This window comes from Chryseobacterium sp. NRRL B-14798, assembly GCF_050470705.1.
GTDB lineage: Bacteria > Bacteroidota > Bacteroidia > Flavobacteriales > Weeksellaceae > Chryseobacterium > Chryseobacterium cupriresistens.
In genome coordinates this window covers 4928177-4950336 of record NZ_JBFLUL010000005.1, presented here as the reverse complement: position 1 = coordinate 4950336, position 22160 = coordinate 4928177, and the positions used below count along the sequence as shown (strand labels likewise).

The 22160-nt window shown below is 38.9% G+C and carries 15 protein-coding genes; 10 read left to right on the top strand and 5 right to left on the bottom strand.

Features of this window, described 5'->3' with window-relative positions; all coding sequences use genetic code 11:
* Positions 1 to 155: 155 nt before the first annotated feature.
* The 9 genes from AB1278_RS22685 to AB1278_RS22645 all read left to right on the top strand — a co-directional run bounded on the left by AB1278_RS22685 (position 156) and on the right by AB1278_RS22645 (position 14824).
* Complete coding sequence (locus tag AB1278_RS22685; RefSeq protein ID WP_429817152.1) at positions 156 to 1457, top strand: MFS transporter; 1302 nt, start codon at positions 156 to 158, stop codon at positions 1455 to 1457.
* Between the two features lie 31 nt (positions 1458 to 1488).
* Positions 1489 to 2460, top strand: a complete 972-nt coding sequence (locus AB1278_RS22680) for a glycoside hydrolase family 130 protein (RefSeq protein WP_047376309.1) — start codon at positions 1489 to 1491, stop codon at positions 2458 to 2460.
* Positions 2461 to 2588: 128 nt separating this feature from the next.
* On the top strand, positions 2589 to 4820 hold the full coding sequence (locus tag AB1278_RS22675; protein WP_429817149.1) for a GH92 family glycosyl hydrolase: 2232 nt from the start codon (positions 2589 to 2591) through the stop codon (positions 4818 to 4820).
* A 31-nt stretch (positions 4821 to 4851) separates the two neighbouring features.
* Positions 4852 to 6279, top strand: a complete 1428-nt coding sequence (locus tag AB1278_RS22670; RefSeq protein WP_343643627.1) for a glycoside hydrolase family 125 protein — start codon at positions 4852 to 4854, stop codon at positions 6277 to 6279.
* Positions 6280 to 6388: 109 nt separating this feature from the next.
* Positions 6389 to 8539, top strand: coding sequence for an endo-beta-N-acetylglucosaminidase H (locus AB1278_RS22665; RefSeq protein ID WP_429817146.1), 2151 nt, complete (start codon positions 6389 to 6391; stop codon positions 8537 to 8539).
* Between the two features lie 58 nt (positions 8540 to 8597).
* On the top strand, positions 8598 to 11006 hold the full coding sequence (locus AB1278_RS22660) for an endo-beta-N-acetylglucosaminidase H (RefSeq protein ID WP_429817143.1): 2409 nt from the start codon (positions 8598 to 8600) through the stop codon (positions 11004 to 11006).
* Positions 11007 to 11137: 131 nt separating this feature from the next.
* The gene (locus AB1278_RS22655) at positions 11138 to 11998 is read left to right on the top strand and encodes an ROK family protein (protein WP_429817140.1); all 861 of its coding nucleotides are present in this window, start codon (positions 11138 to 11140) and stop codon (positions 11996 to 11998) included.
* A gap of 21 nt (positions 11999 to 12019) precedes the next feature.
* A complete protein-coding gene (locus AB1278_RS22650; protein WP_429817137.1) occupies positions 12020 to 14302 on the top strand; it encodes a GH92 family glycosyl hydrolase in 2283 nt (760 codons plus the stop codon).
* Positions 14303 to 14326: 24 nt separating this feature from the next.
* Positions 14327 to 14824 carry a phosphoheptose isomerase gene (locus AB1278_RS22645; RefSeq protein WP_137904426.1) on the top strand — a complete coding sequence of 166 codons (498 nt, stop codon included), beginning with the start codon at positions 14327 to 14329 and terminating at the stop codon, positions 14822 to 14824.
* A gap of 367 nt (positions 14825 to 15191) precedes the next feature.
* Here AB1278_RS22645 and AB1278_RS22640 read toward each other — a convergent pair whose 3' ends face one another.
* From AB1278_RS22640 to AB1278_RS22620, 5 genes are all read right to left on the bottom strand, one after another.
* Positions 15192 to 17897 (bottom strand): TonB-dependent receptor domain-containing protein, encoded by a 2706-nt coding sequence (locus AB1278_RS22640; protein WP_429817134.1) that lies wholly within the window; start codon positions 17895 to 17897, stop codon positions 15192 to 15194.
* Positions 17898 to 17965: 68 nt separating this feature from the next.
* Positions 17966 to 18328, bottom strand: coding sequence for a hypothetical protein (locus tag AB1278_RS22635; protein WP_411414190.1), 363 nt, complete (start codon positions 18326 to 18328; stop codon positions 17966 to 17968).
* 19 nt (positions 18329 to 18347) lie between these two features.
* Complete coding sequence (locus AB1278_RS22630; RefSeq protein WP_429817131.1) at positions 18348 to 18992, bottom strand: hypothetical protein; 645 nt, start codon at positions 18990 to 18992, stop codon at positions 18348 to 18350.
* A gap of 78 nt (positions 18993 to 19070) precedes the next feature.
* Positions 19071 to 19757 carry a response regulator transcription factor gene (locus tag AB1278_RS22625; protein ID WP_002982671.1) on the bottom strand — a complete coding sequence of 229 codons (687 nt, stop codon included), beginning with the start codon at positions 19755 to 19757 and terminating at the stop codon, positions 19071 to 19073.
* 159 nt (positions 19758 to 19916) lie between these two features.
* Positions 19917 to 21461, bottom strand: coding sequence for a sensor histidine kinase (locus AB1278_RS22620; protein ID WP_062673264.1), 1545 nt, complete (start codon positions 21459 to 21461; stop codon positions 19917 to 19919).
* A gap of 201 nt (positions 21462 to 21662) precedes the next feature.
* Between AB1278_RS22620 and AB1278_RS22615 the strand changes: the two genes are divergently transcribed.
* A complete protein-coding gene (locus AB1278_RS22615) occupies positions 21663 to 22154 on the top strand; it encodes an SRPBCC family protein (RefSeq protein WP_202841785.1) in 492 nt (163 codons plus the stop codon).
* Positions 22155 to 22160 lie beyond the last annotated feature (6 nt).

Genomic DNA, 22160 nt, shown 5'->3' with positions numbered 1-22160 from the left:
CTCATCAGTAAAGAGACATCTCAAGATCAGATTTATTTGATACATTCATTGAGGCGGGAGAATAGAGTAGAATCTCCAAAAAATTTATAGTTTCGTTTTTTTAGCCTGAATGTATTTTTGAGATGTTCTCTTTTATTTAGAATCTTATTTTAAATATGGGAAAAAACAACTCCGGAACCCGTCGGATTCAGCCGATTCTTTGGATTTCAACATTATATTTTGCAATGGGAGTGCCCTTTGTAACCATTAATGCGGTTTCAGGAATCATGTATAAAGATATGGGGGTTTCGGACTCGCAGATTACTTTCTGGACTGCCCTTATCATGTTCTCCTGGACATTAAAACCTCTTTGGAGCCCGTTTCTGGAGATCTATAAAACCAAAAAATTCTTCGTTGTTTTTACTCAGTTTGCGATAGGAATTCTGTTTGCATTAGTGGCCTTAAGCCTGCCAATGCATGATTTTTTCAAATACAGTATTGCCCTTTTTGCGATAGTTGCATTTTGCGGAGCTACCCATGATGTGGTAGCAGACGGAACGTATATTGGGTTTTTGACCAATAAAGAGCAGGCAAAGTATATTGGATGGCAGGGTGCTTTTTACAACCTGGCGAAGATTATCAGTAGTGGAGCACTCGTTTATTTTGCCGGGGTTTTAGAAAAGACAAAAGGCGTAACCCATGCCTGGATGATCATTATGGTGATCTATGCATTGTTGTTTTTTGTATTGGGAGTTTATCACTATTTCATTCTGCCGAAAGAAAACAAGGAAGAAAATAAAGAAGAGAAAACGGCTGGAAACGTTCGTCAGGAACTATTGGAAGTGATTACTTCTTTCTTCACCAAAAAGAAAATTCTGTGGTGTATCCTCTTCATTATACTATATCGTTTTGCAGAAGGATTTGCCATCAAAATTGCGCCTTTATTTTTTAAAGCTCCAAGAACGTCGGGAGGATTAGGGTTATCTACTTCAGATATCGGACTTATTTACGGAACATACGGTTCGGCAGCATTTATCTTAGGATCCGTACTGGCAGGATATTTTATCTCAGCCCGCGGATTGAAAAGATCTCTGATATGGCTATGCTGTGCATTCAATATTCCGTTTGTGGTGTATGCACTACTTGCACATTACCAGCCGTCAGATCTTCTTCCGGTAGGAATTGCGGTGGTAGTGGAATATTTCGGTTACGGATTTGGTTTTGTGGGGCTTATGCTCTACATGATGCAGCAGATTGCACCCGGAAAACACAAAACGGCACATTACGCATTTGCAACAGGGATTATGAATCTTGGCGTAATGATTCCCGGAATGTTCAGTGGAATGATCAGTGACTGGATCGGATACAAAATGTTCTTTATCTGGGTACTGATTGCTACCATTCCTGCATTTTTGGCCACTGTATTCGTTCCTTTCCCTTACCCTGAAAATCAGAAAGAACAACAAATCAATTCATAATAATAAAAAAATAAAAAGTAAAAAATACTTTATGACAGCTCAATCAGTAATGATCCCCTGGCAGGATCGCCCGGAAGGTTGTAATGATATCATGTGGAGGTTTTCCGAAAACCCGATCATTAACAGATACGCGATACCAACATCCAACAGTATATTCAATAGTGCCGTAATTCCCTTTGAGGACGGATTTGCCGGAGTGTTCCGTTGTGATAACAAGGCAGTACAGATGAATATTTTTGCCGGTTTCAGTAAAGACGGAATCAATTGGGATATCAATCATGACCCTATTGAAATGCAGGCAGGAAATACGGATATGATTGAATCCGATTACAAATACGATCCACGTGTAACTTTTATTGAAGACCGCTACTGGATCACCTGGTGCAACGGATACAATGGTCCTACCATCGGAATTGGGTATACTTTTGATTTTAAAGAATTTTTTCAGTGTGAAAATGCCTTTCTTCCATTCAACAGAAATGGTGTTTTGTTTCCTGAGAAAATCAATGGTAAATATGCCATGTTGAGCCGTCCGAGTGATAATGGACATACGCCTTTCGGAGATATTTATATCAGCTATAGCCCTGATATGAAATACTGGGGTGAACACCGTTGCGTGATGAAAGTAACGCCTTTCGAAGACAGTGCATGGCAGTGTACCAAAATCGGAGGAGGGCCGGTTCCTATCAAAACAGAAGAAGGATGGCTGCTTTTCTATCATGGTGTGATCAATACCTGCAGAGGATTCAGATATTCAATGGGAGCGGCTTTGCTTGATCTTGAAGATCCTACAAAAGTGTTGTACAGAACGAAGCCTTATTTATTGGCTCCGGCTGAATTGTATGAACTGACAGGAGATGTACCCAATGTGGTTTTCCCTTGTGCAGCATTGACTGAAGGAGACAAAGTAACAGTATATTACGGTGCTGCTGATACCGTAGTTGCGATTGCCTTTGGATATATCTCAGAAATCATTGATTTTATGAAAAAGAATTCAATTTAATACAGTAATATAAAGTTTAGGAAAATAGGTTAATCATCTTAATTTTTCCGTTTGCTGGGAATTTTATAATGGTTTTCCTATTTTTAAACCAACTTTTAAACAAAACAATCTCCGATACCTCTCATATCATGAAAAAAGAACTGCTTATCTGCTTTTTTACCACCCTGATTTCTGTAGCCAGTGCCCAGCAAAATAAAAACGATGTTTTATCCTGGGTAGATCCTTTCATAGGCACAGGAGGACATGGGCATACTTTTCCTGGAGCAACCACGCCATTCGGGATGATACAGCTGAGTCCGGATCAGAATACGAAAAGCGGCGACTGGGATTGGTGTTCCGGATACCATTACAGCAGCAAAACGATCATGGGATTCAGTCATAACCATTTGAGCGGAACGGGATGGGCAGACCTTGGAGATATTCTGGTAATGCCTACAGTAGGACAGGTTAAAATGGTTCCAGGATCTGAAGACAAGCCGGAAACGGGTTACCGTTCAAAATTTACCCATGATAAAGAAATTGCATCTCCGGGATATTACTCTGTAATGCTGGACAGCTATGGAATTAAAGCAGAGCTTACTGCTTCTCCAAGAGTAGGATTTCATAAATATACTTTTCCGAAGAGTAGTGAAGCTAATATCATTATTGATCCTACCAACAAAATCTTCGGAAATATCTACCATACTTTGGTGAGTGTGGAAGGTAATAATAAAATCAAAGGATACTGTTACAGCAACGGCTGGGGAGGTAAACGGTTTGCTTACTTCGTGATGGAGTTTTCCAAACCGTTTAAGTCTTACGGCGTGTATGCTGACGGAAAAATCAAAAATGATGAAAAAATTGCCCTTGCCAAAGATGCTAAAGCTTTTGTGAGATTTTCCACAGAAGATCAGGAAAGCATTGAAGTAAAAGTATCATTATCTCCGGTGAGTACAGAAAATGCACAGGAAAATTTTGATACAGAAGCAACAAATGTTGATTTTGCCAAAGCAAAAGAAGCCGCTCAAAAGACCTGGAGAGACCTGATAGGAAGATTCCTGGTGACAGGAGGTACAGAGAGCCAGAGAAAAATTTTCTACACGGGAGTTTACCATACCTTCATTGCCCCAAATTTATACATGGACGTGAATGGAGATTATGTGGCCGCTCAGGAAAACATGAATACCAAATGGTTCACCAACTACAGTACGTATTCTTACTGGGATGGATTCAGAGCAACACATCCATTATTGACTATTATGGATCAAAAACATACAAAAGAATTTGCCAATTCCCTGATCAGCAGATATACAGATCGTAAAGATCATATGCCGATCTGGGAGCTTTGTGGATATGATAACTTCTGTATGCTGGGCTATCACAGTGCTTCGGTAATCTGGGATGCCATTTCAAAAGGAGTTCCGGGTATTGATGCAGAAAAAGCATTTGCCGCGATGAAAGATGCTTCTTTAACAGATAAAATGAGCAGCAGCGATGGTGGTGGCGGTCTTAATGATTATATCAAATTAGGCTATACTCCATCAGAAAACGGAGCTTCAGTTTCTGCAACATTAGAATATTCATATGACGACTGGTGTATTCAGCAGCTTGCAGAAAAATTAGGTAAAAAAGAAGAATCGGAAGTATATAAAAAACGTTCTATGAACTTCCTGAATACCTTCAATAAAGAAAATAATCACTTCTGGCCAAGACAAAAAGACGGCAAATTCTTAGCAGATTTTACCCTTAACGATTGGAAAAAACTTCAGCCACACTGGGTTTCCGGAAATATCTGGGCCTATGACTTCTTTGTTCCACACCAGATTGATGAAATGATGAATCTGTATGGCGGGAAAAAAGGATTTGAAGAAAAACTGGATAAAACCTTTACAGAAGCACTTCATATGGAAGGTGAACAGCACGTAGATATTTCAGGATTCATCGGATCTTTAGGATTTGGGGATGAGCCAGGTCATCATGTTCCATACCTGTACAACTATGCAGGAAGTCCTTATAAGACTCAGAAAATGGTAAAATATATCCGTGACAATATGTACGCAGCAAAACCTGATGGAATCGTTAACAATGAAGACTGTGGTCAAATGTCAGCATGGTATATTTTCTCATCATTAGGATTCTATCCTGTAACACCTGGGAAACCTGTTTATGCCATCGGAGCACCACAATTCCCGAAAGCTTCTTTAAAACTGGAGAATGGAAAAACGTTCACCGTAATTGCAGACAAAATATCCGACAAGAATATCTATGTACAGAAAATGTTCCTGAACGGAAAAGAATATAAAAGCTGGGAACTGAATCACAGCGATATTATGAACGGTGGCGAATTGAGATTCGTAATGGGAAGCAAACCAGTAAAATAAGACTCATAAAAATAAACGAAACAAAGTATCAATGGAAAGGAGAAATTTTATTAAAACAAGTGCACTGGCAGGAGCCGGATTGCTGTTTACTCAAAATGTTTTTGCTAAAAATTTAGTGCTGGACGATTTTCCTGTTGTCCGTGTTCCTAAAGATAAAAGACATTTTACCAGCGAATCTGTAGAAAGTGCTATTGCCGCGTTTAAAAAGAAAGTGAAAAACAAAGAGCTGAGCTGGCTTTTTGAAAACTGCTTCCCGAATACATTGGATACTACTGTTTATTATACGGAAACCAACGGAACGCCGGATACCTATGTGATCACCGGGGATATTGATGCCATGTGGCTTCGTGACAGTTCCGCACAGGTTTTCCCTTATCTGCAGTTCTCGAAGAAAGATGAAAAACTGCACAAGCTGATCTCAGGAGTCATCCATAAACAGACTACTTTCATCCTGAAAGATCCTTATGCAAACGCTTTCTATAACGATGACCAGAAGATCAGTAAATGGAAAGAATATGACCATACCGATATGAAGCCGGGAACCCATGAAAGAAAATGGGAAATCGACTCGCTTTGCTATCCTATCCGTCTGGCCTACCACTTCTGGAAAACAACCGGAGATACAAAACCTTTCGATGCCAACTGGCTGAAAGGAATCAAACTTACCCTGCAGACTTTCACAGAACAGCAGAGAAAACACGATTTAGGACCTTATAAATTCGAGCGTACAACGGCTTGGGCAACAGACGGAGTTCCTATGGGAGGATATGGTTATCCAACGAAACCTGTAGGATTGATCAGCTCTATGTTCCGTCCAAGTGATGATGCTACCATCTACGGATTCCTGATCCCTTCCAACTTATTTGCGGTGGTAAGCTTACGCCAGGCTGCGGAAATGGTTACTCAGATTAAAAATGAAAAAACGTTGGCTCAACAATTGAACAGCCTTGCTGATGAGGTAGAAACAGCCATCAAAAAATACGGAATTTACAATCATCCTGAATTTGGAAAAATATATGCTTTTGAAGTAAATGGCTTTGGAAGCTACAACCTGATGGATGATGCGAACTGTCCAAGCTTGCTGGGACTGCCTTATCTGGATGCGGTGAAAGCTGATGACCCTGTGTATTTGAATACAAGAAAATTTGTGTGGTCAGAAAACAACCCGTTCTTCTTCAAAGGTAAGCTGGCAGAAGGAATAGGAGGTCCGCATATCGGATTGGATATGATCTGGCCAATGAGTATCATAATGAAGGCACTCACTACCAAAGACAAAAGTGAGATCAGATGGTGCATAGATACCTTACAGAAAACGCACGGAGGAACAGGCTTTATGCATGAATCCTTCCATAAAGACGACTCTAAAAAGTTCACCAGAGAATGGTTTGCATGGGCCAATACCTTATTTGGAGAATTGTTATGGAAAACCTTTAACGAAAACCCAGAGCTACTGACATAGCACACCCTTTTATATGGCTTTTTTATCATTGATTCCTTCCCGAAAAAGAAGGAATAAGGGGATTGCTATATAAAATTCAGACACCAAAACACCTTAAAAAAATTATACAATGAAAAAAAAATCCATCTTTACCGCACTGATTGCCATGATGCTTCAGTCTGGTTCTCTGATTAACGCACAACAGCTTAATCCTACCGGAATATGCTATGTGGAAGTGAATAATAACAACCTCCTGAATGCGGGAGCGTACAAACTGCAGACATCGAACAGCTACCTGTTTAATGTGGTGAATATCTTTGCGGCCAATATTAATTATGATACCAGCCGTGGAAGAGCCTATCTGTATTCGAATAATAACGTAACCAAGGTTCTTACCAATGCAGATACCTACATAAAGCCTCTTCAGCAGAAAGGGATGAAAGTCGTACTCACTATTTTAGGAAACCATCAGGGAGCGGGAATCTGTAATTTTCCTACCCGTGAAGCCGCAAAAGACTTTGCTCTGCAGCTTGCCAATACAGTGAATACCTACGGTCTTGATGGAATTGATTTTGATGATGAATATTCTGAATACGGAAATAACGGAACAGGGCAGCCTAATGACAGCTCTTTTGTAATGCTGGTTCAGGAACTCAGAGCTTTATTACCCAATAAGATTATTTCATTCTATTATTATGGTCCTGCCGCTTCAAGACTTTCCTGGAACGGAGCCAGAGTAGGAGATAATGTCAATTACAGCTGGAACGCGATGTACGGAACATTCTCTGCTCCGAATGTACCACCTCTTACCAAAGCACAAATCTCTCCTGCTGCCGTATGGATGGGAAATACTTCCAATTCTACCACCACCAGCCTGGCTACCCAAACTAAAAATGGAGGTTACGGCGTATTCATGTGGTATGATTTACATGGAACGAATGAAACGGCACAGCTTTCAGCAGGAACTCAAACCTTATACGGAGAACCTACTGTTTTAAGCGGTACTTTACAATCCTGGACACAGGGAACCAATTGTGACGCCCCTATCGGATTATACACAAGCAACCTTACAGGCACAAGCGCAAAACTAAACTGGTCAGCCGTAGGAAGCAATACCTATGATGTTGATTATAAACCAGCTTCTTCAACAACATGGACAAATGCAGTTTCAGCGACAAGCTCCACTTCTGTAACCATTTCCGGATTAACAGCCAACACCGAATATGACTGGAGAATCAGAACCAACTGCAGCGTGAAAAGTGCCTATATGTTTGCGCCAAGATTTACAAGTACTTCAGGAACAACGCCTACAGGTTCTTATGCTCTGTCTTTGGATGGAAGTACTGAATCAGGAGCGGCCGGAAGTATGAATCTAAGCGGCTCAGCATTGTCTTTTGAAGGGTGGATCAAACCGTCATCGTTCAAATCTGCGTCGCCATATATTTCTTCTATCATGGGAACAGAAGTAAGCGACGGCAATTCTGCATTCTTACGATTAGGAGATGCCAGTCTGGCGAATAATAAACTTCAGTTTGTGGTAAGTATTAATAATGTACAGCAAAAACTGGCTTCTGCAACAGCTTTGAATGCCAATACCTGGTATCATGTGGCAGCTACTTACGATGGATCCAATATGAAAATTTACATCAATGGTGTTCTGGATGCCACCAAAGCACAAACCGGAAGTGTAAATTCAACAGGAGCATTCAATGTAGGATATTTATATAATACTTCCAGAAACTTCAATGGAAAAATAGATGAGGTAAGAGTGTGGAAACGCGCATTAAGCCAGACAGAAATCAGTCAGAATATGTGTAATGTATCCGTTCCGGCAACTTCACTGGCTGCGTATTGGAAGTTTAACGAAGGAAGTGGTTCTACAGTTCAGGATACTTCCGGAAACGGAGTAACTTTAACATTGACAGGTGTTGATGCTTCCAATTGGGGAACAGATCTGCCATGTACAACAGGAAGTTCAGCATTAGCAAGAACTGCGGGGCAAAAGGCGATCAATACGGGAGAGATTAACATTAAAAATCAAATTAAATTATATCCTAATCCGGCAAGCAAATCTTCATCACTGACAGTTTCTGTTCCGGATGAATACAGCAAAGGGAAATTGACAATTTATGATTTTAATGGAAGAATTGTAGAAACAAAATTATTGAACTCAGGAGACGATCAATATGAATTGAGCAGAGTTCCGGCAGGAAACTACATTGTTCAGTTTGAATCTCATGATGGAAGCCTGAAACAATCCGAAAAACTAATTGTAAAATAACAAACCCAGTCATTGGGCTTCGGCCCAATGATTTTTTCTACTACAAAATTGATATACTATGAGAAAAAAATCCTTTTTTATTCCCTTAATGGCCCTGATGCTTCAGTCAGCTCCGGCACTCAAAGCACAGCAGCTTGATCCTTTGGGAGTCTGCTATGTGGAAGTGAACAACAACAATATGCTGAATGCAGGTTCCTATACTTTACAGAATACCAACAGACAGCTTTTTGATGTAGCGATTATTTTTGCAGCCAATATCAACTATGATGTTTCTAAAAACCGTGCTTATATCTCAAATAATAACAACGTTACCAAAGTTCTGAATGATGTCAATACCTACGTAAAACCTTTACAGCAAAAAGGAATAAAAGTATTACTGGATCTCTTAGGAAACCACCAGGGAGCTGGAATTTCCAATTTCCCTAACCGTGAAGCGGCTAAAGATTTCGCCTTACAGGTAGCTCACACTGTTTACACCTACGGTCTGGATGGAGTAGACCTTGATGATGAATACGCAGGATACGGAAATAACGGAACAGGACAGCCTAATAACAGTTCTTTTGTTATGTTATTACAAGAGCTTAAAGCGGCGATGCCAGATAAACTGATTACATTCTACTACTATGGTCCGGCTACAACAAGACAGACTTATAATGGAGATTTAGCCGGAAACTATATCAATTATACGTGGAATGCAATGTACAGTACGTACAATGCTCCGGTTGTTCCGCCTCTTGATAAATCTAAAATCTCTGCAGCGGCAACCTGGATACAAAACTCGAATCCAGGTTCAACTTCTGCCACTACACTGGCAAGCTTAGCGACCAGTACAAAGAATGATCAATACGGCGTGTTTATGTGGTACGACCTGCCGGGAACCAATGTAGCCAGTTACCTGAGTACAGGATCCAATATTCTTTATAATGAAAATACACTTTTAAGCGGTCAATTATATTCATGGTCACAGGGACAGGCTTGTGAGCCGCCATTGGGGCTTGATGTCTCCAACGTGACAGGAACTTCAGCTCAACTGAACTGGACTTCCAATGCTTCCCAGTCTTACAATATTGATTATAAACCAGCTAATTCAACGGTATGGACAAACGTTGCCAATAATTATTCAGGAAATAATATTGTCATCAACAACCTTACCCTGAATACCAATTACGACTGGAGAATACAGTCCAACTGCTCACCGACATTAACAAGTACTTATATTTTTGCACCAAGGTTTAACTCCGGAAGTGGCTGCACTACGCCATCAGGATTGACTTCCGGAAGTTTCCTTGGTAATACTACCCAACTGTCATGGGATGCAGGCAACGCCACTTCATATACCCTGCAGTATAAAACTGCTGCTGCCACAACCTGGACTGAAATCCAGAATGTTAGCACCAATTCTTATTCATTACAAAATCTTACCCCTAATACAGCCTATGTGTGGAAGGTACAGGCTTCATGTGCCGGAGGAACTACAAGTACTTATTCGGGAGAAGGATCATTCAACAGTGGTTTTGCTCCGGTTACAAGTCCGGGTGCAAGATCTCTTGCTTTCAACGGAAGCACGCATTATCTTAACGCAGGACAATTTAACCTGAGTGGAAACGCGGTGACCTTTGAAGGTTGGGTAAAAGTAAACTCATTTAAATCTGCTTTCCCTTACATCTCATCGGTAATGGGCGTTGAAGTAGGAGATAATAACTCGGCGATGCTTCGTTTCGGAGACGGAAACCTTGCGAATAATAAGCTGCAGTTTATATTAAGTTTTGGTTCGTCACAGGTGAAATTGAATACGAATACTTCATTCAACACCAATACATGGTATCATATAGCAGCTACTTATGATGGAACAGCCATGAAAATTTATGTCAATGGTAATCTTGATGCTACTTTTGCAGTAACGGGTAACTTTACGGCAAACGGAATTCTTTATCTGGGAAGAAACTATGACAATTCCCGTACACTCAACGGCTTTCTTGATGAATTCAGAGTTTGGAAAAAAGCACTGACACCACAGGAAATTTTAAGTAACAGCTGTAATGTTCCTGCCAATGCCACTGGTCTTGAAGCCAACTGGAAAATGGATGAAGGAAGTGGAATGGGAGCTTTGGATGCTACGGCCAACACTCATTTTGCAACCCTGATCAATATGACAGATGCCAACTGGAGAACAGATGTTGCCTGTGCTTCTAATCTTGCAGTGAAAGATGTTGAATCTGTGAAAGACAACAGCGCAGTTTATCCGAACCCTGTGAAACGTGGAAATGATATTCATTTTGTTATCACGGACAGCTCAGCCAATGAAGTGGCATTGTATGATGCCTCAGGAAAATTATTCAAAAAACAGAATATTAATCAAAATAATAACGCAGTGAATACGCAGGATTTAATCAGTGGTACTTATATTTACAAAATTACATCCGCAAACAGTAAAGTAATATCAACCGGTAAAATTATTGTGAAGTAAGATTCTGATAATAAAATAGTAACCGGGACTAATGAAATAGAGCCTGAAATACAAAGCAGGCAGACAGAGGTGTACTTCTGTTTGTCTGTTTTTGCAGTCACAGGAAGACTTGAATTTAAAATAAAAAAATAATGCAGAATATAGTAGGAATCGATATTGGAGGGTCGCACATCACGCTGGCTCAGGTAGATCCGGAAAAACGTGAAATCATTTCATCCACCTATGTAAGAGAACATGTAGATGCTTTCGAAAACAAAGAAGTTATTTTCAACGCTTGGGTTTCAGCCATTAATAAGGTGGCTCATGATCTGGTAAAAGAAGATCTTTTAATCGGTATTGCAATGCCCGGACCTTTCGATTATGAGAATGGAATATCTCTTATGCAGCAGGGAAAATTTATTGATATCTATCAGGTGAATATCAAAGAAGAGCTGGTAAAAAGACTAGGCATTTCTGAGAAGCAAATTCACTTTGTAAATGACGCTGCAGCCTTTATGGAAGGAGAAGTATTTGGTGGATGTGCCCAGGGATTCAACAGGATTTTTGGAGTGACTCTTGGAACAGGATTGGGAACTACTTTCTTCAATGGTGAATTGGCTACCGATGAAGACTTATGGGATTCTCCCTTCAGAGATTCTATCAGTGAAGACTATCTGGCAACGCGCTGGTTCGTGAATCACTACAAAGAACTGACCGGTGAAGAAATTTCAGGAACAAAAGACCTTCTGGATAAACCTGCGGAAATACAGAAAAGAATGTTTGATGAATATGCAGATTCTTTCTCTGAATTTATCGTGAAATATGTGGATCATTACAAACCGGAAGTTTTAGTTATAGGGGGAAATATTGCCAAAGCTTATCCTCATTTTGAGCAAAGATTTATTCAGAATTTAACAAAGAATAATATTAACTTGCAGGTTAAAATTTCGGCCATATTTGAAGATGCGGCCATTCTTGGAGCTGCCAGCTATGCATTAAAAAAGCGTATATAAATTAACAAACGAAAAGATACAATGAAGTTTATATTTTCCACTTGCTTACTGTTATTACAGGCCTGGGCTTTAGGTCAGAATGTATCTCCCGTAGACTATGTGAATCCTTTGATGGGAACCCAATCCAAACCTTCATTATCCAATGGAAATACCTATCCGGCAGTCGGACTTCCCTGGGGAATGAATATCTGGACACCCCAGACCGGTAAAATGGGGGATGGATGGGCATATACCTATGATGCAGATAAAATAAAAGGATTTAAACAAACTCACCAGCCATCTCCATGGATGAACGATTATGGCGCATTTGCCATCATGCCTGGAGTTGGAAAAGTGAAGTTTAAAGAAGATGAAAGGGCAAGCTGGTTCAGCCATAAAGCTGAGGTGACCACACCTTACTTCTATAGTGTTTATCTTGCTGACATCAATGTCACAACAGAATTTACACCTACTGAAAGAGCTTCTTATTTTAAATTTGATTTTCCAAAGACAGACAGCGCTTACGTAGTGGTTGATGCTTTGAACAAAGGATCTTATATCAAAATTTTACCAAAAGAAAGAAAAATCCTCGGATATACCACAAGATATTCTACCGGGAAATACGAAAACTTTAAAAACTACTTTGTTATTCAGTTTGATAAAGATTTTGAACTCACAAAAACCTGGAAAGATGATAAACTGGTCAATGATCAATTGGAAATTACCAGCGATCACACCGGAGCTGTAGTAGGGTTTAAACTTAAAAATAAAGAAACGGTTTATGCAAAAGTAGCCTCTTCTTTCATCAGCTTTGAACAGGCAGAACTTAATCTTAAAAGAGAAATCGGAACCAGAAACTTTGAGCAGGTAAAAACCGATGCGAAAAATATCTGGAACAAAGCATTAGGAAAAATAGAAGTAAAAGGAGGAACTGATCAACAGATGAGAACCTTTTATTCCTCTTTATACAGAACTTTATTCTTCCCGCAAAAGCTATATGAGATTGATGCTCAAAACAAAATAAAACACTGGAGTCCTTACAATGGGAAAATTGTTGACGGAAGAATGTTTGCAGGAACCGGTTTCTGGGATACTTTCCGTGCTTTATATCCTTTCCTGAATCTTGTGTACCCAAGTATCAATGTAGAAATGCAGGAAGGATTGGCCAATGCTTACAAAGAAGGAGGTTTCTTACCGGAGTGGAGCAGCCCTGGATATTCTGATATTATGATTGGAAATAATTCTGCATCCGTAGTAGCAGATGCCTATATCAAAGGACTTCGCGGATATGACACAGAAGCGCTGTGGCAGGCTGTAAAGCACGGAGCAAACAATGAAGGTCCTATAGAAGCTGTGGGCCGCGCGGGAGTAAAGTATTATAATGAATTGGGCTATGTTCCTTACGATGTAAAGATCAATGAAAATGCAGCAAGAACATTAGAATACGCTTATGATGATTTTTCAATCTATCAGTTAGGAAAAGCATTAGGAAGACCTGCTTCAGAAATTGATATTTATAAGAAAAGAGCTTATAATTACAAAAATGTATTTGATAAGGAAACAGGTTTAATGCGTGGTAAAAATAAAGATGGTAACTTCCAGAAACCTTTCAATCCTTTCAAATGGGGTGACGCGTTTACAGAAGGAAACAGCTGGCATTATACATGGTCGGTTTTCCAGGACATTGATGGTTTGGCAGAACTGATGGGTGGGAAAAAGAAATTTGAAGCCAAATTAGATGAAGTATTTTCATTGCCTCCGGTTTTTGATGACAGTTATTATGGAGGCGTGATCCACGAGATCAGAGAAATGCAGATCATGAATATGGGTCAGTATGCCCACGGAAATCAGCCTATTCAGCACATGATTTATCTGTACAACTATGCAGGTGCACCTTACAAAACTCAATATTGGACGAGACAGGTGATGAATAAATTGTATCATGCCACTCCGGACGGATATTGCGGTGATGAAGATAACGGACAAACGTCTGCATGGTATATTTTCTCAGCCCTTGGATTTTATCCGGTAACACCGGCGACAGATCAATACGTATTGGGAGCGCCATTATTTAAAGAAGCTACCATTCACCTTGAAAATGGTAAGAAAATTGAAATAAAAGCTCCTGAAAACAATGCGGAAAATTTATATGTAAAATCTTTGAATGTAAACCAACAGCTTTATTCCAAAAACTGGCTAAGCCACAAGGAATTGATGAAAGGTGCTGTGTTAGACTTTAAAATGGATAGCAAACCTAATAAAGAAAGAGGTACACAGGAAAAAGATTTCCCATATTCAATGTCAAAAGAAGAGTCAAATAAATAAATTTTAAATTAAAAATATAGCTGTATGAGTACAGAGAAAAAAGAAATATTCGATAGAGTAGAAAGCATGCTGCAAGGACAAGGTTTTAACATCGCAGCAAAAGACGATACAAGACCATGGGGAGGATTTTTTGTGATTGATGAAACACAGGCACAAGATTTTGCCAACCAGTATTTTGACGGGATTGATGTAGACAGCCTGAGAATAGGAGGAAAGCTAAGCCCGAAAATCCTTATCGTAGCTCCGGAAGCAAGATTGAGCTGGCAGTATCACCACAGAAGAGCCGAAATCTGGCAGGTTGTAGAAGGAACGGTAGGAATCAAAAGAAGCAATACCGATGAAGAAGGAGAACTGAAAGAATATGGTCCGAAAGATCAGGTGAAACTTCAGCAGGGAGAAAGACACAGATTAATTGGTCTTGCAGGCTGGGGAATTGTAGCTGAAATCTGGCAGCACACCGATGCGTCCAATCCTTCAGACGAAGATGATATCGTAAGAGTACAGGATGACTTTGGAAGATAAAATAAAAAGAATCGGCTTCAATTTTTGAAGCCGATTTTTTTTATTGGTAAGGAAGCTTGAAGCTGGAAGAAGGAAGTCTCTGTAAGTTTTCATAACTCTTGGATTTCCTTCGTTATTACTGGTGAATTTTATCTGCTAATGGCAAAAAATAAACCTTATAGGTTTCTGAAACCTATAAGGTTTTTGTGTATTTAGGTTTTATCCTCAATAAAATAAAACTTTACTCGCTTGTAGGCACTCCCAGCTTCTATCTTCTATCTTCCCTCCTTAAAACGTCATCTTATTAAGCGTTTACCAGTAGTTTATCCCACATAATAACTTTATAGGCTAATAGCACTCCCAGCATCATTCCTCCAACTTCCTGCTTTTAAAACGTCACATCCAGTCCCAAATAGAAGTTGGCCTTCATAATTGGTGCATATACCATTCCTCCGTCAAAATAGCTTCCGAAAGGATTTTTAAAATCTACAATCGCATTTTTCTGATAATAAGAAGTCAGGTTTTCTCCTCCTACATAAGCTCTGATTTTTTTATTGAAATTTCTTGAGATCTGAGCATTAAGAACTGCATATGATTCCGAATAAGTTGGGAGCTGAAATTCTGCCGGATTCGTTGAAGTATCAGGGAGTCTTTGCTTTCCGACCCAGTTTAAAGTCGTATCAAAACTCCAGAATCCGCCATTATCATTTTTATTGGTTGAATAGGCCAGATTCACAAACCCTCTGTGCTTCGCCATAAAAGGAACTTCTCTTCTTCCACCGATATAATCAGCCTGCACGTCATAATATTTATAAGCCAATCTTACTTCAAGATTTTTGACAGGCATGAAATCCCATTGGGTCTGGAACGAATTCGCAAAAGACTTTCCATCCAGATTATAAAATGTCAGCTGTTGAGGAGATTGATCCAGATCTACCAATACCTGATCCTGGAAATCTGTTCTGAAGAAGTCTGCAACAATGCTCGATTTCCTTCCGAATAACTTAAATTCCTGTTGTAAACTCGCTCCATAATTCCATGCGATTTCAGGTCTTAATCCATAAATATTTCCTCCGTTAGGCAGAATATTAATCGCTCTGTTCGATGCAAAATACTGCTGGCTTTCCGCAAAAACATTTGCAGTTCTGAATCCTCTTCCCGCAGAAAGTCTTAAAATAGTCTGAGGCGTGAAGTCATATTTAAAGTTCAATCTTGGCGTAAACTGTGTTCCTGCCAGATTATGAAAATCTACTCTGGAACCTGCTACCAAAGTATATTTTAAACCTGTTAAAGTATATTCGGCAAAAATGCCCGGTACAATTTCATTTCTTCTCATATCGTCCAGCAAATACGTTTCTTTGTATCCGTCATATAAGAAACTTGCACCAGCCTTGTACTTGTGGTTGGTGTTTCCGATGATGCTTTCAAAGATTAAATTGGAATAGTATGTATGCTGTTGTCCCGCATAATTTCTCAATCCAAAGAAGCTATCCTGTTGGTGATACACATACTGGTTCATCCAGCCGATACTCTGGTAAGGTTTTCCTTTAAAAACATATCCTGTTTTATTCCAGACCTGAAATCTTGAAATATCGATTCCAACCCCATAAAAAGGCTGTTTGTCCTGACCCAGTTTTTTATCAAAACCAATCTGTCCTGCAGTTCTTTCATCCCGGATAAAGTTAATTCCAAAGTGAGACCCGAATCCCGACTTTTCAAGGTCGTTATAATTCAATAAATACGCTGCATTGATCTGTGTCCCTTTTGGTCTGTCCAGAAAGCCGTCATCATTCATATCCGTATTCCCGAAAGTTCCGTTGCCGTGAAGAAGAAAGGTTTGCGACCATTTATCGTTGATAGGAGAAACATTGGTAATATTGATTTCCGCTCTTCCATTGAAGTCAGAAAAAAGGTTCAGTGATGTTTCAGGCGTCTTGGCATTTTTTAAAAGCTCAGTATTGATTTGTCCTGTGATACTTTCATAACCGTTTGTTACGGTACTTCCTCCTTTGGTAAGCTGAATACTTTCAATCCATCTTCCCGGGATAAAATTTAAGCCATAGGCAGAAGCCAGACCTCTGATCTCAGGTAGCTGTTCTTTTGTCAAACTCGTGTATTTCTGATCCAACCCAAGCATTTTCAACTGTTTTGTTCCCGTAACTGCATTGCTGAAAGAAACATCTACCGTTGCATTGGTTTCGAAGCTTTCAGACAGATTACAGCAAGCTGCCTTTAACAGCTCTTTTTTATCAATATTAAAAACAAGTCCGGCTTCTTTCTTACTTAAAGCTGTTGCTGCCTTAGAACCCGTTACCACAACACCATCAATACTTTTTTCGTGCTGGGAATGATCTTCTTTATCAGATGAAGTCTCATTGTCTTTACGATCTTCATGTTTTGTTTCTTCTTCGTAATGCATTTTTGGATTGGGTTCACCAAAAGTAAAATTCCTGTCATAGAGGCAGCATCCCGGAAGACTATTGTAAACAGCATCTGAAGCCTTATATTTTTCATTATCATGTCCTGCATCAGCAGTAGCCTTTAAAATCTTATCTGATGAAGTTTTTGAAGGATCAAAATGTAAAGTAACCGTTTGCTTTTCAGCATTCCATTCTGCAGTATCGGCACCGGCATCTTTGGATGCTTTTTCAATTCTGGCTTTACATGAAGCACAGTTTCCTCTTACGTAGAATTCATTTTCTTTTTTAGGGGAAATAGTAGCATCTGCATGGTGCTTATGATGGGTTTCTGTCTGGGAAGGCTGCAGATCTCTGTCGTAATGACAGCATCCCGGAAGTCCTTCATAGGTTGTATCAGAAGCTTTGAATTTCTCATTGTCATGTCCTACTTCTGCTACCTTTTTCAGAATATCATCAGAAGATACCTTATCTGTTTCTAGGGTTAGTGTTTGAAAATCAACAGAGTAAACGGCTGTTTTGGCACCCGCTTTTTTTGCTGCACTTTCAATTCTTGTTTTGCACATTTCACAGTTCCCTTTTACCTTGAACTGATTTTTTGAAAGTGTCTGAGCAGATATATATTGTGTAAATAGGAATAATGCACCAAGTATGAACCTGGAAATATATAATTTCATTTTGTTTAAAGTTTTAATTAATTAAAAAAACAGTTCATTATAAGGCATAATGAACCCATGCTATTTAATTAACCTATCTTGGGTGGTTGCCAGATTTCCTTCAAACGGTCTGAAAGATAAGGATCTGCATATTGAAACTGAGGATTCTTATTCGCTTTGTAATAAGACAGTTCCAGACGTAGATTTTTTGAAAAAGGGGTTTCAATAAAAGTATAGCAGGCAATGCATGATGAGCAGCAGTCGTCATTACATGATTTTGTGTTATCATGTTTGCTGTCTTTTTTTGAAGAATGATTTTTACAGCAGTCCATTTTCTTGGAAGATTCTGCTTTACAGCATGTTTCCTGCATTTCCTGCGCATAGAAATAGTCCTTGGGAATCAGAAAAACTCCCAGACAAAAAACTATGGCAAGTATGTGAAACAGCTTCATCTGTGCAAAAATACAAAATTTATGGTAAAGGATCACCAACTTTTAGAGAACAGCTGTGCCATGGCTCACCATGAGCGGGATTCAGTTTCGGTTTTTCTCCCATTGCGAGATTCTGTACTGCAGGTGCAGGAGCCGGACTTGGAGCTGCTTGAACTGCATTTTGCACTGCCTGTGGCGCAGGAGCTGGCTTACTGTTTAAGGGCTGTCCTACAGGAATATCGCATCGGTGTCCAGGCTGTCCATGTGGAGGATTCATTCCTGGTGCGGTTTTTATCTGTTTCCCGTTATTATCAAGGGTGATTTTTCCCGGTGATATAGCATTTGGATCAATCTGGATGGTATTGCCCCCGCTCACATTTACATTTTGTGTTGCAGGAGCAGCTGCGGAAGGTTGCCCATTCAAAGGTTGTCCTACCGGAATATCGCATCGGTGCCCCGGTTGCCCGTGTGGAGGATTCATTCCCGGAGCTGTAGCCATAGGAGCAGTAGCAGCGTTGGACTGGATGCCTGCCTGTTCCATCAGAGCGGTTTTTGAGGTGGTATTTAGAGCTACGTTGGGCTGACCAGCGTTGGCTTCTTCTTTTAAGTAAGTAGCTCTTTCATCCTTTTTACAGGATGCGGCTAAGAGTGATACGGCAATCAAACCTATAAATGTATTCTTCATATCCATGGGTATGAAACAAAATTAGCAAAACATTTTCAATTGTTTTGCTAATTTTATACTTATAATTTGATTTTTGGATTAATTTTTTACCAAAAGTCTAAATCCTTCTCCGTGAACGTTGATGATTTCCAATCCTTCGTCGTCTTTTAACAACTTACGAAGCTTGGCAATATAAACGTCCATACTTCTTGCTGTAAAATAATTTTCTTTTTTCCAGATCTTTCTTAAAGCAAGGTCTCTCGGCATGAAATCATTTCTGTGGATGCAAAGAAGTTTTAATAATTCATTTTCTTTAGGAGAAAGTTTATATTCTTTATCACCTACTTTCAGCTGTCTCAGCATAGAATCAAAGAAAATATTGCTGATCTTGAACTGCTCCTGTTCTTCATTTTCCAAGGTAGAACTTCTCTGAAGAATTGCTTTTATTTTGTATAAAAGAAGCTCAGTATCAAAAGGTTTTGTAATATAATCATCAGCACCTAACTGATATCCCTTCAGGATATCTTCTCTCATGTTTCTTGCAGTAAGGAAAATGATAGGTGTATTTTTATCAATCTTTTTTACGTCTTCCGCTAATGAAAATCCGTCTTTTTTAGGCATCATTACGTCAAATATGCAGATATCGAATTCATTTTCTGTAAATTCTTTAAGTCCCTGCTCCCCGTCAGTGGCAAGAGTCACTTCAAAATTATTGATGGTCAAATAATCTTTAAGCACCGCCCCGAAACTCTGATCGTCCTCTACTAATAATATTCTGTTGCTCATAATTTTAATAATTAAAAATTAACAATTAAGAATGAACTTCCTCACTCTATCTTCTATATTTTGATATTTGGTTTAACTTTATAATTGATGAATGATCATTGATAACTGATGTGAAAGAGATCGGTATCATTTATCGCTTATCATCTATCATTTATTTTTCTAGCTCATCGGCAGTTTTATCGTAAACGTACTTCCTTTTCCTTTATGAGAGTCTACAATAATCTGTCCCTTGTGCAGTTCTACAATTTTCTTCACGTAAGAAAGACCTAATCCCTGGCCTTTTACGTTGTGAATATTTCCGGTTTCTTCCCTGAAGAATTTTTCGAAAATTTTGGTTTTATTCTGTGTATCCATTCCCATTCCTTTATCGGAAATTTCAATCACATACCAGTGTCCTTCATTTCTTGTTTCCACATGTATTTCCGGTGCTTCAGGAGAATATTTATTGGCATTATCCAGTAAGTTGACCAGCATATTGGAGATGTGGAATTCATCTATTTTAAAATTATACTGAGTGGCCGTGAACTTCTGCGTAAGGGTTCCGTTTCTTTGCTGTACAATCAGATTGAAAGATTCTGTTGTTTTTTTGATCAGCTCTCTTACGTTGGTCTCTTTTAAAAATAATTCCACTTCATTTCGCTCAAGCTTGGACATGTTAAGTACATTTTCCACCTGTTTTTTCATCCTTAAATTCTCCTGCTTGATCAGTTCGGAATAGTATTTTACTTTATCCGGATTGGTGGCAATTTTGTCATTAGCCAATGAATCCGTTGCAACAGAAATAGTTGCCAATGGCGTCTTAAACTCGTGGGACATGTTGTTGATGAAGTCTGTTTTTACTTCAGCAAGTTTTTTCTGCCTCATCATATAATTGATGGAAATAATATAAATCCCAAGAATGGTAAGGAGAGAAAGGAATGTTCCCAAAAGCATCGGCCAGTTATTCATCGCCAGGGAATATTCTTTTTTAGGAAATACCAGGGCAAGGCTGTATAAAGTATTTTTCTTATCGGCAAAAAGAGGAAAGCTGTAGGTATTACTGTCTTTCTTTTCTTTATAAGCCTTATTCGCAATGCTTGTAAGCTTATTATTACGATCCAGAACTCCATATCCGAACTTGGCAGTGATACCTCTTATTTTCAGTTCTTTGGCAATAACGGAGTCAAGAGTTTTCGGATCTACTCTTTTAGTAATAGGAAGGTTGTTTCCATATACTTTCACAAACTCTTTCATGGAATAATCTCCCGTCTCAATCTCCTGATTGATATCTTGCGTTAAAAGTTCGCGATTGGTGGTATCTCTTTTTATTTTATAAGCAGCTTCGTCTGTATACAATGTAGTCAGCTTGATAGAATCTCCTTTTTGAGAAATAGGCAGCTGCGTTTTTTCAATAATATTTTTGGAATAAATAATCTGTCTTTGAGTCCCGGAGTCTTCTACTTGCTGAATGGTAGTTAAAGATGGCTGTTTGCTGTTCGCAAGAATATTTTTTCTGAAATCTTTATAATCCTGATTCAGGTATTTGTCAGCTTCAATCTCTTCAATACTTTTTGAAGTACTTTCCAAAACCGCATACACTTTATTTGAAAAATCCTGTTCCAGTACGCCGTAATAGCCTTTCAACCAATAAAATTGGAGCGTTACAAAGACAATCAGTGAGATCGTCATAAACACTGAAATTATTGGGATGAATTTGTTATTCATTATTTAAAATATATATGTTTTGGAAAAATGAATGTTAAAATTAATTTTTTTAAGAGTACATAAACAAAAAACGAGCCAAAAAATTGTTTTTTTTTTCTTAAAAGAGTGTTTTTTAACAATTATTTATGAATTATCTTTTACTTGTCATATGAAAAGTCCTTTCAATAAATAAAATGCTAACTTTAATAAAAATAAATATATATGGAATCTACGATCATTTTCAACAAAGATTTTGATGCATCAAGTACTTATGTTATGAAGATTTTTAAGGCTGATGTTTCAACCGTATGGAACTATTTTACACAAGCAAGATTATTGGATCAATGGTGGGGACCTAAACCGTGGAAATGTGAAACGGTAAGTCAGGATTTCAAGGAAGGAGGTATCTGGATGTACACAATGGTAGGTCCGAACGGTGAAAAAGGACCTATGTATGCTCAAACTCAATATGGAGAAATTACAGAACACAGAAGTCTTGACTGGATGAGTGCTTTCTGTGATGAAAAAGGGAATATCAATGAAGACTTCCCAAGGTCAAAATGGCTGATTGGCTTTACCGGAGTGGAGGAAGGAACTAAAGTAACCATCAATATCCATTACCATTCTCCTGAAGTGATGAAAAAGCTTATGGATATGGGATTTGAAGAAGGCTTTAAAATGGGACTGAATCAATTGGAAGAATTAATAGGTTAATGTAAA

What these genes read in the sequence shown, in the direction of transcription:
- AB1278_RS22685 (WP_429817152.1), top strand. Translation starts at nt 156, where the DNA reads ATGGGAAAAAACAACTCCGGAACCCGTCGGATTCAGCCGATTCTTTGG.
- AB1278_RS22680 (WP_047376309.1), top strand. Translation starts at nt 1,489, where the DNA reads ATGACAGCTCAATCAGTAATGATCCCCTGGCAGGATCGCCCGGAAGGT.
- AB1278_RS22675 (WP_429817149.1), top strand. Translation starts at nt 2,589, where the DNA reads ATGAAAAAAGAACTGCTTATCTGCTTTTTTACCACCCTGATTTCTGTA.
- AB1278_RS22670 (WP_343643627.1), top strand. Translation starts at nt 4,852, where the DNA reads ATGGAAAGGAGAAATTTTATTAAAACAAGTGCACTGGCAGGAGCCGGA.
- AB1278_RS22665 (WP_429817146.1), top strand. Translation starts at nt 6,389, where the DNA reads ATGAAAAAAAAATCCATCTTTACCGCACTGATTGCCATGATGCTTCAG.
- AB1278_RS22660 (WP_429817143.1), top strand. Translation starts at nt 8,598, where the DNA reads ATGAGAAAAAAATCCTTTTTTATTCCCTTAATGGCCCTGATGCTTCAG.
- AB1278_RS22655 (WP_429817140.1), top strand. Translation starts at nt 11,138, where the DNA reads ATGCAGAATATAGTAGGAATCGATATTGGAGGGTCGCACATCACGCTG.
- AB1278_RS22650 (WP_429817137.1), top strand. Translation starts at nt 12,020, where the DNA reads ATGAAGTTTATATTTTCCACTTGCTTACTGTTATTACAGGCCTGGGCT.
- AB1278_RS22645 (WP_137904426.1), top strand. Translation starts at nt 14,327, where the DNA reads ATGAGTACAGAGAAAAAAGAAATATTCGATAGAGTAGAAAGCATGCTG.
- AB1278_RS22640 (WP_429817134.1), bottom strand. Translation starts at nt 17,897, where the DNA reads ATGAAATTATATATTTCCAGGTTCATACTTGGTGCATTATTCCTATTT.
- AB1278_RS22635 (WP_411414190.1), bottom strand. Translation starts at nt 18,328, where the DNA reads ATGAAGCTGTTTCACATACTTGCCATAGTTTTTTGTCTGGGAGTTTTT.
- AB1278_RS22630 (WP_429817131.1), bottom strand. Translation starts at nt 18,992, where the DNA reads ATGAAGAATACATTTATAGGTTTGATTGCCGTATCACTCTTAGCCGCA.
- AB1278_RS22625 (WP_002982671.1), bottom strand. Translation starts at nt 19,757, where the DNA reads ATGAGCAACAGAATATTATTAGTAGAGGACGATCAGAGTTTCGGGGCG.
- AB1278_RS22620 (WP_062673264.1), bottom strand. Translation starts at nt 21,461, where the DNA reads ATGAATAACAAATTCATCCCAATAATTTCAGTGTTTATGACGATCTCA.
- AB1278_RS22615 (WP_202841785.1), top strand. Translation starts at nt 21,663, where the DNA reads ATGGAATCTACGATCATTTTCAACAAAGATTTTGATGCATCAAGTACT.